This is a genomic window from Psychrobacter sp. JCM 18901, from assembly GCF_000586435.1.
Taxonomy (GTDB): Bacteria; Pseudomonadota; Gammaproteobacteria; order Pseudomonadales; family Moraxellaceae; genus Psychrobacter.
Map to the genome: position 1 here is coordinate 1 of NZ_BAWH01000016.1, position 15,681 is coordinate 15,681.

Annotated in this window: 16 protein-coding genes and 2 pseudogenes; 8 read left to right on the forward strand and 10 right to left on the reverse strand. The window is 41.8% G+C overall.

The annotated features are described in order from the left end of the window. The 8 genes from TT11_RS11420 to TT11_RS11455 all read left to right on the forward strand — a co-directional run. Positions 1-291 (forward strand): restriction endonuclease subunit S (locus TT11_RS11420; protein ID WP_261870528.1); only part of this gene is annotated, 291 nt, incomplete at its 5' end. Next, positions 292-654 (forward strand): hypothetical protein, encoded by a 363-nt coding sequence (locus tag TT11_RS11425; protein ID WP_261870529.1) that lies wholly within the window; start codon positions 292-294, stop codon positions 652-654. Next, entirely contained in the window at positions 641-1,165 is a 525-nt protein-coding gene (locus TT11_RS11430) for a type I restriction endonuclease (RefSeq protein WP_261870530.1), read from the forward strand. Before TT11_RS11425 ends, TT11_RS11430 begins: the two co-directional genes overlap by 14 nt. Next, complete coding sequence (locus TT11_RS11435) at positions 1,134-3,272, forward strand: type I restriction endonuclease subunit R (protein ID WP_261870531.1); 2,139 nt, start codon at positions 1,134-1,136, stop codon at positions 3,270-3,272. The genes TT11_RS11430 and TT11_RS11435 overlap by 32 nt, the downstream gene beginning before the upstream one ends. Before the next feature lie 287 nt (positions 3,273-3,559). Then, a complete protein-coding gene (locus TT11_RS11440; protein ID WP_261870532.1) occupies positions 3,560-3,883 on the forward strand; it encodes a hypothetical protein in 324 nt (107 codons plus the stop codon). A gap of 497 nt (positions 3,884-4,380) precedes the next feature. Next, complete coding sequence (locus TT11_RS11445; RefSeq protein WP_261870533.1) at positions 4,381-5,181, forward strand: hypothetical protein; 801 nt, start codon at positions 4,381-4,383, stop codon at positions 5,179-5,181. Positions 5,182-5,572: 391 nt separating this feature from the next. Further along, positions 5,573-6,091, forward strand: a complete 519-nt coding sequence (locus TT11_RS11450) for a DUF1853 family protein (protein ID WP_261870534.1) — start codon at positions 5,573-5,575, stop codon at positions 6,089-6,091. Next, positions 6,064-6,552 carry a hypothetical protein gene (locus TT11_RS11455; protein WP_261870535.1) on the forward strand — a complete coding sequence of 163 codons (489 nt, stop codon included), beginning with the start codon at positions 6,064-6,066 and terminating at the stop codon, positions 6,550-6,552. The genes TT11_RS11450 and TT11_RS11455 overlap by 28 nt, the downstream gene beginning before the upstream one ends. An 81-nt stretch (positions 6,553-6,633) precedes the next feature. Here TT11_RS11455 and TT11_RS11460 read toward each other — a convergent pair whose 3' ends face one another. The 10 genes and pseudogenes from TT11_RS11460 to TT11_RS11505 all read right to left on the reverse strand — a co-directional run bounded on the left by TT11_RS11460 (position 6,634) and on the right by TT11_RS11505 (position 15,641). Beyond that, positions 6,634-6,963: a DUF2726 domain-containing protein gene (locus tag TT11_RS11460; protein ID WP_370587842.1), complete on the reverse strand. Its 330-nt coding sequence runs from the start codon at positions 6,961-6,963 to the stop codon at positions 6,634-6,636. Between the two features lie 17 nt (positions 6,964-6,980). Beyond that, on the reverse strand, positions 6,981-7,166 hold the full coding sequence (locus TT11_RS11465; RefSeq protein ID WP_261870536.1) for a hypothetical protein: 186 nt from the start codon (positions 7,164-7,166) through the stop codon (positions 6,981-6,983). Between the two features lie 251 nt (positions 7,167-7,417). Beyond that, positions 7,418-7,900 carry an SPOR domain-containing protein gene (locus tag TT11_RS11470; protein WP_261870537.1) on the reverse strand — a complete coding sequence of 161 codons (483 nt, stop codon included), beginning with the start codon at positions 7,898-7,900 and terminating at the stop codon, positions 7,418-7,420. A 110-nt stretch (positions 7,901-8,010) separates the two neighbouring features. Next, a complete protein-coding gene (locus TT11_RS11475; RefSeq protein WP_261870538.1) occupies positions 8,011-8,556 on the reverse strand; it encodes a hypothetical protein in 546 nt (181 codons plus the stop codon). A 326-nt stretch (positions 8,557-8,882) separates the two neighbouring features. Next, complete coding sequence (gene folC, locus TT11_RS11480; RefSeq protein WP_261870539.1) at positions 8,883-10,256, reverse strand: bifunctional tetrahydrofolate synthase/dihydrofolate synthase; 1,374 nt, start codon at positions 10,254-10,256, stop codon at positions 8,883-8,885. 186 nt (positions 10,257-10,442) lie between these two features. After that, positions 10,443-11,390: an acetyl-CoA carboxylase, carboxyltransferase subunit beta gene (accD, locus tag TT11_RS11485; RefSeq protein ID WP_180952657.1), complete on the reverse strand. Its 948-nt coding sequence runs from the start codon at positions 11,388-11,390 to the stop codon at positions 10,443-10,445. A 398-nt stretch (positions 11,391-11,788) separates the two neighbouring features. Next, positions 11,789-12,493: pseudogene (trpA, locus tag TT11_RS11490) on the reverse strand (tryptophan synthase subunit alpha); the annotation flags it as partial. A 176-nt stretch (positions 12,494-12,669) separates the two neighbouring features. Then, on the reverse strand, positions 12,670-13,020 hold the full coding sequence (locus TT11_RS11495; RefSeq protein ID WP_261870540.1) for a hypothetical protein: 351 nt from the start codon (positions 13,018-13,020) through the stop codon (positions 12,670-12,672). 522 nt (positions 13,021-13,542) lie between these two features. After that, positions 13,543-14,818 (reverse strand): annotated as a pseudogene (gene trpB / locus TT11_RS11500) (tryptophan synthase subunit beta). 121 nt (positions 14,819-14,939) lie between these two features. Then, on the reverse strand, positions 14,940-15,641 hold the full coding sequence (locus TT11_RS11505; RefSeq protein ID WP_261870600.1) for a phosphoribosylanthranilate isomerase: 702 nt from the start codon (positions 15,639-15,641) through the stop codon (positions 14,940-14,942). Between the last annotated feature and the right edge of the window lie 40 nt (positions 15,642-15,681).

Here is a 15,681-nt window from a genome sequence, read left to right on the forward strand (position 1 = left end):
CATGATGGCTTCGTTTTATTTCAACCTAAATCGAATAAGATAATGCCTGAAATACTCTACTATATCCTATGGTTTTCTGAAGAATACTTTGTTTCAAAACGTCAAGTGGGAACACAAGGAAACCTCAATACAACAATAGTCGGAAATACGAAAATCCCTTTAGTTCCATTAAGTAATCAGGAAAACCTATTGAATCTGATAAATAAATTAGAGAAATCAATATCTGATAGTCAAGAGAGTTTTAATAAGTCTAAGGAACTCGAAAACTCTATTCTAAACAAGGTCTTTTAAATGTCCTTCACCGAATTAAATAGCGTCGAACACTACATCATCAATCAAATGAGTGGCGTTAACTTAAACGTGTCTCAAGCAAACAACCAGATTAGCGAGCCTCGCAGTCAGTATGGTACCCAGTGGCAGTTCCAATCCGCAGAACAGCTTGGTCGTAGTGTCAATGAAGTGTTGGTTGAACCGCAAGTTAAAGCAGCTCTATTACGCCTAAACCCTGAGATTCAAGCTAATCCTGCATTGGCTGATGAAGTCATTCATGCTTTACGCGCTATCCTAATTTCGGTGAACCAGGTTGGTTTGGTCAAAGCTAACGAAGAGTTTTTCCAGTGGCTAACGGGCGAAAAAAACCATGCCTTTTGGTGAGAATAATCACCATGTGTCTATTCGTCTAATCGACTTTGAAAATCTTGATAATAACCAGTACGTCATTACTAATCAGTTTCGTATTCATTATAGAGAAACCAAAATACCCGATATCGTGATGATGATAAACGGTATCCCCGTCGTCGTTGGTGAAGCCAAAACCCCTATTCGCCCCTCTGTTAGCTGGCTAGACGGTGCGCACGAAATACATAATATTTATGAAAACGCTGTGCCACAGTTATTTGTGCCTAATATTCTGTCGTTTGCTACCGAGGGCAAAGAGTTCTTTTATGGCTCTGTACGCTGTCCATTAGAATTTTGGGCACCTTGGCGTCTAAGTAACGATGACGATGCTATCGCCAGAAGCTTTGGTTTAGGTGGAGTCGGTAAAGAGCTAAAAGATTTACTAAATCCTACACGCCTGCTCGATATCATGCGTAACTTCTCACTGTTCAGCAGTAATAAGAAAAAAACAGCGCATGAAGATAATACCGCGTTTTCAGCAGTATGAAGGTGCTAATAAAATCGTTGAGCGCGTCGTTGAAGGTAAGATCAAAAAGGGCTTAATCTGGCACTTCCAAGGCTCAGGTAAATCTTTATTGATGGTGTTTGCCGCACAAAAATTGCGCCGTGAAGCAAAGCTAAAAAGCCCAACCGTTATTGTGCTGGTAGATAGAACCGACTTAGATACTCAGATAAGCGGCATCTTTAATGCGGCGGATATTGCTAACGTAGAAAGCACTGAAAGCATTAGAGAATTACAGCAAATGCTTGAGCGTGATACCCGTAAGATAATCGTTTCTACTATTCATAAATTCCGTGACGCCAAGCCTAATATGAATACCCGCGATAACATTATCGTACTGGTAGATGAGGCCCACCGTACACAGGAGGGCGACTTAGGCCGTCAAATGCGCGCGGCCCTACCTAACGCATTTCTCTTTGGCTTAACAGGTACGCCTGTCAATAAAGCGGATAAGAATACGTTTTGGGCATTCGGTGCCGAGGAAGACCAAGGCGGCTATATGAGTCGCTATACCTTCCATGACTCCATTCGTGATGAAGCCACTCTACCCTTACATTTTGAGCCACGCTTAGTTGATGTTCATATTGATAAAGAATCGCTTGATAAAGCCTTCGCTGACTTTAAAGAAAGCCAGGCCCTAAGTGATGAAGACGCCGATGCCTTAAATAAAAAGTCAGCCAAAATGGCAGCCTTTTTAAAGTCGCCTGAGCGTATTGAGAAAATAGCTGAAGATATTGCTATCCACTTTATGGAGAAAGTAGAGCCTCATGGCTTTAAAGCAATGATAGTCACGCCAGATCGTCATGCTTGTGTACTATATAAAGAAGCATTGGATGAGCACTTCCCTGAAGCGGCCAGTAAAGTGGTTATCTCCACTACCGCTAATGATGATTATGAGTTTAAAAAGAAATGGGGTATCGACAAGAGCCAACAAGAAAAAGTTGTTGATGAGTTTAATGATGCTAGCTCAGAGCTTAAATTTATTATCGTTACTGCTAAGCTTTTAACAGGTTTTGATGCTCCTATTTGTCAGACCATGTACTTAGATAAGTCCATGAAAGACCATACCTTGCTGCAAGCAATTTGCCGAACCAACCGTTTGTATCCAGGCAAGACCTTTGGCTGTATTGTTGATTACTTTGGTGTATTTGATGATGCAGCAAAAGCGCTTGAGTTCGATGAGTTAGGTGCTCAGCAAATCATTACTAACCTATCAGAGCTACGCGAACAGCTACCACAAGCCATGTCAAATGCTTTGTCGCACTTTGAAGGCGTAGATAGAACTTTGCAGGGCTTTGAAGGCTTAGAAGCAGCACAGAACGCTATAGCCACTAATGAAAAGAAAGATGCTTTCGCATTGGACTTTAAGTTTCTATTTAAGCTTTGGGAGTCATTATCACCGGACTCAGTGTTGAATGAATATAACCAAGACTATAAATGGCTGGCTCAGGTTTATGAATCGGTTAAGCCTGCTTCCGACAGTACCGGGAAACTGCTTTGGTTGACGCTGGGTGCACAAACTACCAAATTGATTCATGACAACGTGCATGTGGGCAGCGTGCATGTATTAGATGAATTTGTTATGGACGCAGATATCATCGAGGACATCTTTAATAATCCTAGTCCAAAAAAAGTAAAGCAACTAGAAAAAGCTTTAATTGAGCGCTTCAAAGGAGCCGGAGATCTGCCTACATTTAAGTCTCTGAGTGAACGACTTGAAGCTTTACGTGATAAAGCTGAGAAAGGATTAGTAGCTTCAATTGATTTTGTAAAAGAGCTTTGTAAGATCGCCAAAGAAACAGTACAAGCAGAGAAAGAGCTAGAAATCGATGTTCAAGAGAAATCACCTACAGCGGCTTTGTCTGAATTATTTTTAGAGCTAAAAACGGATCAAACACCGGCGGTGGTCGAGCGCATTGTGGCTGATATCGATGCCATTGTAAGAATCGTTCGCTTTCCTGGCTGGCAAACTACTAGCGCCGGCGAGCGTGAAGTACAAAAATCTCTGCGTAAAGCACTTTTGAAGTACAAGCTACATAAGGATCAGGAGCTATTCGATCGGGCTTATGCTTATATCAAAGAGTATTATTAATTTTTTGAATGTAAGACACGGTCGTATGTTACAAAACTGATCATATATAAGCTAGAATATTTGATTTATGATGAATCTCTCAAAGAAAACTAACAGGTGATTTATGTTCAAAGATATTTGGAATAATTTTTTTCCTAAAACCTCTAAGTACGAAGTTGAGTCAAAGCTTGTCGATGTGTTCGATACAGATTTACAAATGGTCATTACCGCATACTTTAAATTTGACACAAAAAATCTAGGTGATTTAACTGAAGAAGAAAAAAATTTATTCATCTATCCAACAGTCTTTGTATTCTATAAGAGAATATGGGTATCTGATAAGTTGGACAAGAGATCCAAGACTGAAGATAATCAGTAGAGGTGAACCAAACTTAGAAGGCATAAGTGAAGTTCATTTTGAGCTAACAACAAGCTTTTATGCTAGCTACATTGCTAGAGACGAATACGAAGCAATCGAAAAAGCTAAAGTGCATTTTAAAAATGAAACAAGAATTCCTGGTTATTTAGAGGATGTACAAGCTTTAGCAATAGAGACTGTAGCTGATGTCAAGATCACTGGTAGAAAGCAAATAAGAGTTTTCAAAGGTGAAATAGGTTTTGACTTTAATTAATAGCTATCGATATTGTTTTATTAGCAATTCTGCATAATTAAATGACTAATGTAGTATAAGTGACTTTTGTATAATGCGGTATATTTTTATTTAATAAATCTCAAACATATACACAATAAGAAATACAGACCTTATTTTACCTCCTGCCGTTCCGACCAAACATAGCAGTAATAGAGAAAAGCCAATCATTGTTTTCAATGGTTGGCTTTTTTTGTGCTAAATTTGGCTGGTAATTGTATGATGTTTTGATTGAGCAAATAATAATAAAAATCTTGCAAGGCATGATAAACAATCGAAAGCCAGTCGTTCATATAGCTTTAGGCTAGCTTGTCTTATATCTACTTTGATTTAATAGTGTGTAGAGGTGTGTGCTGTGGGTATTATTTACGAAATGATGCGTAAAATGGAAGAAAGTGAAAAAGAAGTCTTTGATGATAATGAGCACGAAAGCTACGTTCTATTTTACGAGTTCATAATTATTATTGCTTTATATGGAGATGATAGCGAAAAAAATGGTTGCTAACTACCTTATAGGCGATGATGATTTTTTGAAGCTAGATTACTATATTTACGACTCCTTTTTTTCGAAAGTAGCAAATCCTAAAATACCGTATAACAAAGATGGAAGTTTCTCTTTACATGAGATCCCAAACTTAGACGAGCTAATTAGTAAATATGGATTTCATAAGCAAAAATATGATGACTGTGGCAATGAAGAGCAATATCCAACAGAATTTTTTTTAGAGCAAGTTTTAGATGACCATGTAGAAAACATCTTCGATAACAAATATTGGAAAATTGAAGATGTCCTATCATTAGATTGTATATCCAAAATAGGGTTAGATTTTAATGCTTTTGAAGAATGCTACGAAGCATTAAATAGCTCTTCTAGTGCTACACTTCGCTATATTAGAGAAAGAAAGGAATTTAAAGAGAGATTAGCAGCAGAACAAAAAAAAGCTTCTAGAAGTCAAAGTATTGATCCTAATATGCATGATATTGCTATTGATCAGTTAGCAAAAAAAGATGATGAGATCAAAGATTTAATCAGTAAAGTGGGGCTGTTAGAGCAAAAACCCATATCACTTAATGATAAACCCATGCACCCTAGAACTGCTAATAATGCTAGCAAAATAATAGCAGCTCTTGCTAGTGAACTTTTACATATGGACTTAACACAGCCATTTGCTAATGACAGTAATGGGAAAATAATGGCGGCCATTGAGAAACAAGGTAATACAGTTAGTAAAGATGTTATTGCAGATTGGTTAAAACTTGCCCATGAAAACACTATTTAATTCTAACTAGCTTCTAATTAGAAGGCCTGTTTTTCTAATTAGAACTATCGGACAACCTTACTCCATAAACTAGCAACCATAAGCCGTACAATCAAGTTACGGCAAATATGGAGCTAGATACATGAAACAGAGAAATCATATCCCAACTAAGCCAAAACAGAAGCCATCTCAATATCAGCCTAAATGGCAGCTCTCTCTACTTAAAGCGGTAGTTAGCATCCTATTACCCTACCTGCTATCACCGCCTGATATCAGTATTCATATCCATCACATTAATATCATATTTTAGCGCCAAAAAGCTTAGCACTACCTTAGCTGATACTTGTCATCTATAGACTTTTATAGAGCGAGCCGTTAGGGTAAATTCTACACCTTCACACTGGTTTATCCTATGTCCGATCTTGTCAATCAGCCCACACCTAATCGCCTCATAGTTAACTCACCTTGGGAACGTTACCGCCGACCCTATGTGCGCGATTTGGCTTATGTGTTGGCATGTCCCAATGTTTTGACACAATGGCTAGACTTTGCGCCGCATCAGAGTACACATACGGTTGCCGTGCATAGCGCACAATTTTGGCAGACACAGTTTGAGGCATATGAGCAACGATTAACAGAGCTAGATACCACTGCCGCCTATCAAGAGCTGACTCGCTATTTACTCAAACGCCCTAGCCCCAATCGACTGGGGTTTCATTTTGAAGGCTTACTGTCATTTTGGTTAGAGGATGGATTTGTGCGCAAGCTGCATCCGTATGAGACACTGGCTAGCAATGTGCAGCTCTATAATGGTAAGCAGACAACTGGCGAGCTTGATTTGATCTTGTATAACCATGCAGAACAGCTGGTTGAGCATTGGGAGCTAGCCATTAAGTTTTTTTTATGGGATCAGCACCTTTTGAACCTGTGAACTGGGTTGGGATTAACTCCAATGATAATCTACAGCGCAAAATGACACATATGCAAACCAAGCAGTTTCGAGCCGTGTGGGTAGATACGGAAAATCATGGACAGGTAAAAATTGATAAGCGTTATGGCGTGATCAAAGGGCGATTCTTTTTACCGATTAATACAACTGATTGCGGCGATTATGATTGGCCATATTGGCTAACGCCGAGCTTTCCGATACATGAGTGGTGTGATAAAAGAGACATGGCAAGTCTTGCAACGATTGACACTAAAGCTTTGCGAGCCGCGCATTATATTGAGTGGTTCACCAAGCGCGACTTTTATGATGGGCGAACTGCTCATGATGGTCACCAGCAGCCGGTAGTTTGGTCAGATAGCGAGCTACCTAAGACAGGTTTATATTTTGAAGGTAACCGACCAATCGTTATTTACCCCAGACAGTCAGACCAAATCGATGAATAAATTTAGCTAACCTAAACTTTTAAGATGAAACTGCTTAGATAATGTTTTAGCCTTAACAATCGGACAGCTTTCACAGAATGCTTAATAGCTCTCAATCACTTGCATTAGCTCATATCTAAGCATATCGGCACTCGGCATACGCTCAGCATGGAAGCGCACCATCGCAATACCTGCACTGGCAAGCGCTTTGTCTTTCTTGTCATCCGCTTTTTGACGGGCTTTGCTACTATGCGTCCAGTCATCAAGCTCGATAGCCACCAATGTGGTCTGAGCATCGACATCCACAATCACATAGTCAACGCTCTGACGGCAAATACGATTGAACCAAAAGCTACGCTCTGATGTCTCACTACTATTGGCTTCAATGATCCGTGACAGCTGTACTTGGACAAATATGTGATACTCCGGCAGCGCATTTTTTTAACTTATTAAAAAAATATCACTTCCGTATCGGTCATGATTGGCATCGGCGCAAATGGCCAGATCGCTAGCTCATCACCGCGCACAGGTTTTGGATCAGGCTCGACGACAGGGCGTTTTGCTAATAGCTTCGGTAACGTAATCAGCCCCAAAAACCCAACGGCCAATATTAAAAATATAACACCAAACGACATGGTTCTACCTTATACAATATGAGAGTGATGGGCTAATTGTCATTATTAATAGCAATGAATAATGAGCCAACCACGACAAGGCAACCTATATAGGCTGACAGGTTATACAAAAACGGATTATAAAAATGGCGCTCATCTTAACTAAGGCTGCGCCAATCAGCAATCTATAAAACGAAAAACACGACAAATACTGTCGTGTTTTCATATAAAGTAGATAAAAGCCGAATTGAGACCGTTAGAAACGCTATAGCTTAACGCCAGTAAAGCACCCAAGCGCTAGTCGTATTTACCTTAGGGTCACTATTGATTTTATCTTTTAGTGCCAATGCTGCGACTTTGCCACGTTCAGGCCCAACCACGACACGAACTCCGCGGCTAGTCGCACTTGTCTTAACTTGATAACCTGCTGCTCGGAACTTCTTCGCTAACTCATCGGCTTTGGCTTGGTCATTTGCTAAAGCTACTTGCACCCCAAAGCTACCCTTAGCGTCTGTTTCTTTGACCTCTTTACGCGCTTCACTCAGTTTTTGCTGCGCTTCACGTTTTGCATCGGCAGATTTCTTCGCCAGCGCTTCTTCTTGTTGGCGCTTCTTCTCACGCGCTTGTTCAGCGGCAGCCGCTTCACGTTCTAGACGTTGTACCTGTTTGCTCGATGGGATGGTGATGCTCTGACCCAGTTGTAGCGCTGCCGATGGTGATAGGTTGTTGGCTTGAGCCAATACTTCTACAGGCATATTGTATTGTCTTGCCAGTTTAATGAGTCCGTCACCTTTCTTAATCTGATATTCAGAAGGCGATTTTGGTGGCTCGTTTTTTTGCCGCTTCAGCTGCTTCTCTTTTTCTCTCAGCCGCTGCTTGGGCTTCCCCCTGCTTTTTTGCTTCGGCTAGTTTCTCTGCCTCCGCTTGTTTTTTGCTCTCGGCAAGTTTTTTTGGCGGCTGCTTGCTCTTTTATAGCAGCTTGCCTTTGGGCTTCTTGTTGCTCTTGAACCGCTTTTTGCTTCTCGGCTTCGCTAGACTTTGTAGTATCAGTAGCAGACTGACTCTCAGTACGAGGCTGAACGGTCAGATCTGTAGTAACATCTTTTGTAGACTCTGTACTGCTGGTGTCATCAATAGCTGGCGCACTATTATCAACATATTGCTGGCTCTCAGCACGTGCCTTTGCCAACGCTTCTGCTTCAGCAACTTCCTGCTCTGTCAGAAACTCTTTTGCACGTTTTTCTTGCTCTGCAACGCGGGCTGCACGTTCTTTTTGCTTTTGCGCAAGGATACGTTTTTCTGTTTCGATATCAGTTGTGAGCGGCTGCGGAGATTCTTGCTCCGAGCTTAGTTTGTCGACCATCGCTGACATCGGCTCCGGTTGATCGCTATCGCCAATCTGTTGCACCATGCGTATAGCATCACGCTACCGCCGATAATCATCCCAATGCCCAATAAGGCTTGTCTCGAAAAGTTCATCCGTTTACGTCTCTTAGTTGGTAATAAGGTTGATTGAGCGGTGCAGCGACTATCTCAAAGCAGTATGTCCAATCGCTTTAATCATGATCTCTTACCGCCAGTTACTGTCAGTTAATGCCATCAGGGTTCAAAATTTATACCGCCCATCTTCTACTGGTCTGGCAAATCATTTTGATTATAAAGCATATTTTTCATGCTGTCTGCTATCAGGCTATGACTAAGATTAACATTAAACAGGCACTACTTTAACTTAAATTATCATACGCTAAGGGCACTTAACGCTTCCCCAATCGTATGAAACGAGCCACATACGACGATAAGGTCTTGCGGTTGGCTCGCCTCTATCACTGCATGGGTCGCTGTATGCAAACCATCAAACTCATATATATTGGTGCTATCAATATATTTGGCCAATACATCTTGCAGCTGCTCAGTAGTCGCGGCACGAGGGTAATCAATCTCAGCGACAAACCAATCACTAACTGGTAAGCCTGCTTGAGTTAAGCGCTGCACCACTTTATCGATGTCTTTATCACCTAACATAGAAAATAGCATCTTTATCTTTGGTGTAGGGATATCCGCTGAGCTATCTTGATTATTTTGCTTGGCTACATGCTGCTGCCAAAATGGTAATAGCTGCGATAATAAGAACTCAACGCCTTGCTCATTATGCGCCACATCAAACAACCAATGGCGGCTATGGTTCTCACGATAATCAAAACGTCCAGCCAGTTTGACAGTTTGTAGTGCTTGCTCAATGGCTTTGATACCGACATCTAATGGACTTGCTAATACTGCTGATAGTGCATTGGCGGTGTTAGTCAACGATAACGCAGGACGTGGTAACTGCAAGGTAACCGCTGCATTACTATATTGCCAAGTCGTTGAATCAATATCGCGGTAGCTAAAATCTTGTCCAATCTGATAACAAGTTGCCTGCTGGGTATCGATGGCTTGTTGCACGCTGGATGGCATCTCAGTAGCACCGTAAATCAAAGGAATGCCTTTGCGCAAGATACCTGCTTTCTCGCGACCAATATCCTCGACATTATCACCCAACCAGTCAACGTGATCGATACCGATATTGGTAATAACTGCCATGTCAGGATGAATAATATTGACCACATCTAGCCGTCCACCCAGTCCCACTTCTAATACCCACACGTCACAGTCTGCTTCAGCGAATATCAATAGTGCTGCTAGTGTAGTCATCTCAAAGAACGACAACGTCAAATCGCACTGTAAGCGTGCTGCCTCTACTTTGCTAAAAGCCCCAATCAGCGTCTGGTCGCTGACCATCTCGCCATTGATACGTACACGCTCATTGAAAGCGCTAAGATGTGGCGACTGATATAGTGCCGTCTTATAACCTGCGGCTTTACACATTTCGGCAATGACAGCAGTTGTAGAGCCTTTACCATTAGTACCTGCCACAGTAAATACATAAGCGTCATCTTTAGCTGACTGCACCACGCCTAACGCTTCTGCAACAGGCAATACACGTGACAACCCCATATCGATTGCAGATACATGAATCTGCTGCATATAATCAAGCCATTCAGTTAGGCTAGCACTTTCATTAGGACTATGGGCATTAGGGCTGCGAAGGTCAGATGCTAAAAGGTCAGACATGGATAAAACCTATATAAAATTTAATAAGAAATAAAAATATATGTGTTGGCTAAAACCAAAAATAGCACTTACCGTGCAATGACGATAAATGCTATTAGGGGTCTTGCATATGTAGTAGATGTTAGCACGCAGCTAAGTCATTATGCACTCAATAAATGATTCATTTACCTTATCGAGCATCTCATTTTACTGAGCATCTACATTTGGTACGCGGCATAGTTTTGCAAGTAGACGATATATCGTATCGATTAGCTGATGACGATGTACCACTTCATCCACTACGCCATGCTCTAATAAGAACTCAGCGCGCTGGAATGGCTCTTCTAACGTCTCGCGTACGGTCTGCTCGATCACACGCTTACCAGCAAAACCAATCATCGCTTTTGGTTCTGCTAGATGGATATCACCCAGCATCGCTAGTGATGCAGTTACGCCGCCGTACACAGGATTGGTCAATACCACAATATAAGGAATCCCAGCGATTCTTAGACGTTCAATCGCTGCTGCCGTGCGTGCCATTTGCATCAATGACAATAGGCCTTCTTGCATACGTGCGCCGCCAGAAGCAGCAAAGCAAACCAAAGGTACTTTTTGCTCTAGCGCCTTTTCAGCTGCTTGGACGAAACGATCGCCAACGACTGAACCCATTGACCCGCCCATAAAGCGGAAATCAAAAGCACAGGCAACGATATCAAGGTTACGCAGTTTGCCATACATAGCAACCAACGCCTCAGACTCACCTGTTTTTTCTTGTGCTTCACTCATACGCGCAGGATATGGCTTACTATCCACAAAGCTCAATGGATCTTTTGCCGTAAACTCCTGTCCTGTCTCGCCGTCTACTTGATCAAGCAGCCAGTTCAAACGCTCACGAGCACTCATCGGTAAATGATGATCACAATGCGGGCACACATAACAGTTAAAAATCAGCGCTGTGTTGGTAATCATCGAATGACAATTACTACACTTGGTTGATGGTTCAGTCTCTACCGCGGACAGTGGCGCAGTCAAATGCTGCTTGATACCTGGAATAGGACGATTAAACCATGACTGCCTATCCGTATTGCTGTTTGGCGCGGCTTTAGCAGTATTGTTATCGGGTTTTGTTATTGTATCAGTCATATTATTTGCCATCATAAAAGGCTTATTGACAAGTTTGCTCATTCGCTTGTCATTGAGAGTTTAATGGTTATCTAAACAAAGCGTCTAATACAGTCATAACATGAGCAGTCATGCGACATACTGATAAATAAATCTCGTATGTCGGTCATTTGATTATGCGCTTGTTGATAGATAATGTATTTGCCAATCAAAATGACAAATAAATCACTGCTACCAGACACCATATAATAGTGATGTTAGTTTACACTCGTAAACTAATTTTAGCAAAGTCATTTAGTATTGTCTTCACGTAAAGCATTTGAGTAAAGTCTTTAGGTAAACAATAGCTGCAATTTGACTTTGCCGTTTCAAATAACTACTTCTTCAAATAACTATCTCTTCAAGTAACCACAATATGAAAGCAATAGCTATTAAGCACTTAAGCTGTCCAACGCTTCGCGTAGCTCATCCATTTTTGCCATGATGTTCTGCTGTGCATTTGCAACCGCAGCCGCGTCGTTGGCATCAATATCGGCAAAATTCTGTACCAATGCACTACCGACGATAACGCCATCCGCATGGGTACCGATCGCCTTAGCAGAGGCACCATCACGGATACCGAAGCCGACGCATACTGGCAGGTCTGTTTCTGCTTTGATTGCTTGAACTTGAGTTGCTACATCGTCAGTATCTAGCGTGGCTGAGCCAGTCACACCTTTTAGTGATACATAATAAATATAGCCGCCACAATGAGTCAATACTTGCTCACGGCGCTCAGGTAACGTCGTTGGCGATAGTAAAAAAATCTCATTCATCGAATGATCTGTCAAATGCTGAGTGAAGCTGCCCGCTTCTGCTGGTGGCAAATCTACCATCAATAAACCATCAACGCCTGACTGCTCGCATAGTGCCACAAAGTTGTCATAGCCGATGATTTCAACAGGATTGAGATAGCCCATCAAGATAATTGGCGTTTGCGTATCTGTTTGACGGAACTCTGCGACCATTTTTAGTGCATCACGAGTACTCGTACCTGCTGCTAATGCACGCTCACCAGCTAAGGCAACGGTTGGGCCATCGGCCATTGGGTCAGAGAATGGTAAACCGACTTCGATCATATCGCGCCGTGTTTCACTAAGTCGTGCAACAGACCTACCGTAGTGGTCGGATTAGGATCGCCTGCCATTACATAAGGAATCAAGGCTTTTTTTATTTTGTGATTTTAAGGTTTCAAAGGTACTTTCAATTCTGGTCATAGTGTTCTCTTATAATTTTGTTAAATAAATTTTTAGCTTATATAAGTTTATTGTTACTAGCCAATATCCATTAAATTATCATGGTTATCTTGCGACAAATATTTAATATCATCAGTTCTTTGCTTATGAAAAATATTCATAATATTTAGAATTTCACGCTGCTCTATGTAGTATAGACCGTTTAAAACATTGTACCTCTCGCACAGTGGAATATTTTTATTAAATATTAGACCTTGCACCCTGTTCCCTCGGTTTTTCATCTTTCTACTATATATTTCTGTGTAATCTATCCAAAAACCAATAGTGCTTCCTTGAATTCGGTTAAGATAAAATGCTTTAACGTCATCATAATTTATGACTTTATCGTGCTGAAAATTTTTATTAGCTATATAAAACTGAGACGTCAATTGGATATTGTCTTTATCGATTATAAGTATGGGGATATGCTTCCAAGTCCATTTTTTTAGCAATCCATGGATTTGGCACAGCGGAATTCTTAGTGATCCTATATATCCAGTAAGATAGTAAAAACAAACCTAAACAACACATTATCCATACAACCTTAATGTCTTGTATTGATTCATATAGACTCATTGTCTCAAAACTAGCCCACCAACTCATAAAAAATAAAATAATAGTAACTTGTATTATTACAAACATCATTAAGTAGAGAATATAGCTCTGCCAAAAACTGACACTTTCAGTAGGCACACCCACACTTATTGTGACTGGCGCTGTTAGTACTGCTTGGTCTGGATACTTGCCCAACTGGCTAGGCTTACTAGGTATTAAGCGGTTCAAATTCATGAAGGCATACTATCGATAATTAAAAAATAGTTATCAATTAGCGTATTGAGATTTATGATACCTAATCGAGTTAATACGCTGCTAAACTTTCTTATACAACCATCTAAACCACTCTATTCCTTCTACATCTCAATCCCTTCTGCCTTCATCACTGAATGCAGATCCTTGTCACCGCGACCTGACATGTTGACGATGATCGTCTGATCAGGTGTCATGGTTTTAGCCAGTTTCAATGCATAAGCGACGGCATGAGCAGTTTCAAGCGCAGGAATGATACCTTCTTTGCGAGTTGCCTCATGGAAGCCTTCTAACGCTTCTTTATCCGTACAGCCAACGTACTCAACACGCTTCATGTCTTTTAGGAAGCTATGCTCTGGACCGACACCAGGATAGTCAAGACCCGCTGAGATAGAATGTGTCTCTTGAATCTGACCATCATCATCTGCCATGAGGTAAGTACGGTTACCATGCAGCACGCCGATACGACCAGCAGCCAATGGTGCTGAATGACGACCTGACTCAATACCATCACCTGTTGCCTCGACGCCATACATCTTAACTTCAGTATCGTTTAGGAAGTCAAAGAACAAACCAATCGCGTTTGAGCCACCACCGACACACGCAACCAATGCATCAGGCATTTTGCCTGTTTTTTCTAGATGCTGAATGCGCGCTTCTTTACCGATAATCGCTTGGAAATCACGAACCAATAGCGGGTAAGGATGCGGGCCTGCTACAGTACCGATAATGTAATAGGTACTATCGACATTGGTCACCCAGTCACGCATGGCTTCGTTCATTGCGTCTTTGAGCGTGCGTGAGCCAGAAGTGACAGGCACAACTGTTGCACCAAGCAAGCGCATACGATAGACGTTCATCTTTTGACGCTCGACATCGTCAGCACCCATATAGACGATACACTCTAGCCCTAAGCGTGCCGCAATCGTTGCCGTCGCTACGCCATGCTGTCCTGCACCAGTCTCAGCGATGATACGTTTTTTTGCCGCACATCTTGGCAAGCAATGCCTGACCAATGGTGTTATTTACTTTATGCGCGCCTGTATGGTTTAGATCTTCACGTTTGAAGTAAATTTGCGCACCGCCAATCTCATCACTCAAACGCTTGGCATGATAAAGCGGTGTTGGGCGACCGACGTAATTGACCAAATCGTTATGGTACTCTTCCCAGAATGCAGGATCGGCTTTGACTTTGGTATATAACGCTTCTAGCTCTTCTAGTGCTGCCATCAATGTTTCAGAAACAAAACGACCGCCATGCACACCAAAGTGCCCACGAGCATCGGGATACTGATTGAAGTCTTGCACATCAGCTGGATTGGTAAAAGTATTGACGGCTTGTGCCGTGGCTGATAAATCTTTGTTAGCGACATGACTCATGATAATTCCTACTGTAATAAGTGGTATTTTTTAATATAAATAGTGGAGAACGAAAAAAATAAGATTTAAGCAGAAAATCGGAATAACGACCAAACAAGGATAAAGGTGCTTTATGAATCGCTTAGATGGCGTCAGTGACCGTCACGCTTTGCCATCGATCTCGTTTGACCGCTTTCATAAAGGCGCGCATTTTGGCAGCGTCTTTTTTGCCTTTATCAATCTCGATACCACCGCTCACATCGACGCCATAAATAGGTAAATCTAATGTAGCGGCAACATTGTCGGCATCGAGTCCACCAGCCAAAACGATTGGCAGTGCGCTGTCATGTGGAATGAGACTCCAGTCAAAACGTGCGCCAGTACCGCCATACTTATGCTGATGATAAGCATCCAGTAAAATACTACTGGCACCTGCGGTCGCAAACTGGTTAATTTGGGCGCGAACGCTATCGAGACTGTCTTGCTCTGTATTGATACGCAATGCTTTGATCCAACGTTTATTGACCATACCTGCCAGCTGTTGGCATTGCTCAGGCGTTTCATCACCATGGAACTGGATAATATCAAAAGAGACGTTGTTTGCTAAGTTAATCAGCTCATCTTCAGGCATATTAACTACCAAGGCCACCACGCTGACAAAAGCAGGTACAGCAGCGCTCAGGGTTTGCGCCTGCTCTATCGTGACTGCACGTGGACTTGGTGGATAAAAAACCAAACCCACTGCATCTGCACCTAACTGTGCCGCAGTCTGTATATCACTAAGCTGAGTAAACCCGCAAAACTTGACGTGCATTTTGTGACCTTGCGTTTCATGGTGCTGAATATGACACCGATTATAGCGGCATCAGATAGGTTCAAGCCAA

Excerpts from the sequence above, each read along its gene's own strand:
- TT11_RS11425 (WP_261870529.1), top strand. The coding sequence starts at position 292 with ATGTCCTTCACCGAATTAAATAGCGTCGAACACTACATCATCAATCAA.
- TT11_RS11430 (WP_261870530.1), top strand. The coding sequence starts at position 641 with ATGCCTTTTGGTGAGAATAATCACCATGTGTCTATTCGTCTAATCGAC.
- TT11_RS11435 (WP_261870531.1), top strand. The coding sequence starts at position 1,134 with ATGAAGATAATACCGCGTTTTCAGCAGTATGAAGGTGCTAATAAAATC.
- TT11_RS11445 (WP_261870533.1), top strand. The coding sequence starts at position 4,381 with ATGATAGCGAAAAAAATGGTTGCTAACTACCTTATAGGCGATGATGAT.
- TT11_RS11450 (WP_261870534.1), top strand. The coding sequence starts at position 5,573 with ATGTCCGATCTTGTCAATCAGCCCACACCTAATCGCCTCATAGTTAAC.
- TT11_RS11455 (WP_261870535.1), top strand. The coding sequence starts at position 6,064 with ATGGGATCAGCACCTTTTGAACCTGTGAACTGGGTTGGGATTAACTCC.
- TT11_RS11465 (WP_261870536.1), bottom strand. The coding sequence starts at position 7,166 with ATGTCGTTTGGTGTTATATTTTTAATATTGGCCGTTGGGTTTTTGGGG.
- TT11_RS11470 (WP_261870537.1), bottom strand. The coding sequence starts at position 7,900 with ATGCCTGTAGAAGTATTGGCTCAAGCCAACAACCTATCACCATCGGCA.
- TT11_RS11475 (WP_261870538.1), bottom strand. The coding sequence starts at position 8,556 with ATGGTGCAACAGATTGGCGATAGCGATCAACCGGAGCCGATGTCAGCG.
- folC (WP_261870539.1), bottom strand. The coding sequence starts at position 10,256 with ATGTCTGACCTTTTAGCATCTGACCTTCGCAGCCCTAATGCCCATAGT.
- accD (WP_180952657.1), bottom strand. The coding sequence starts at position 11,390 with ATGGCAAATAATATGACTGATACAATAACAAAACCCGATAACAATACT.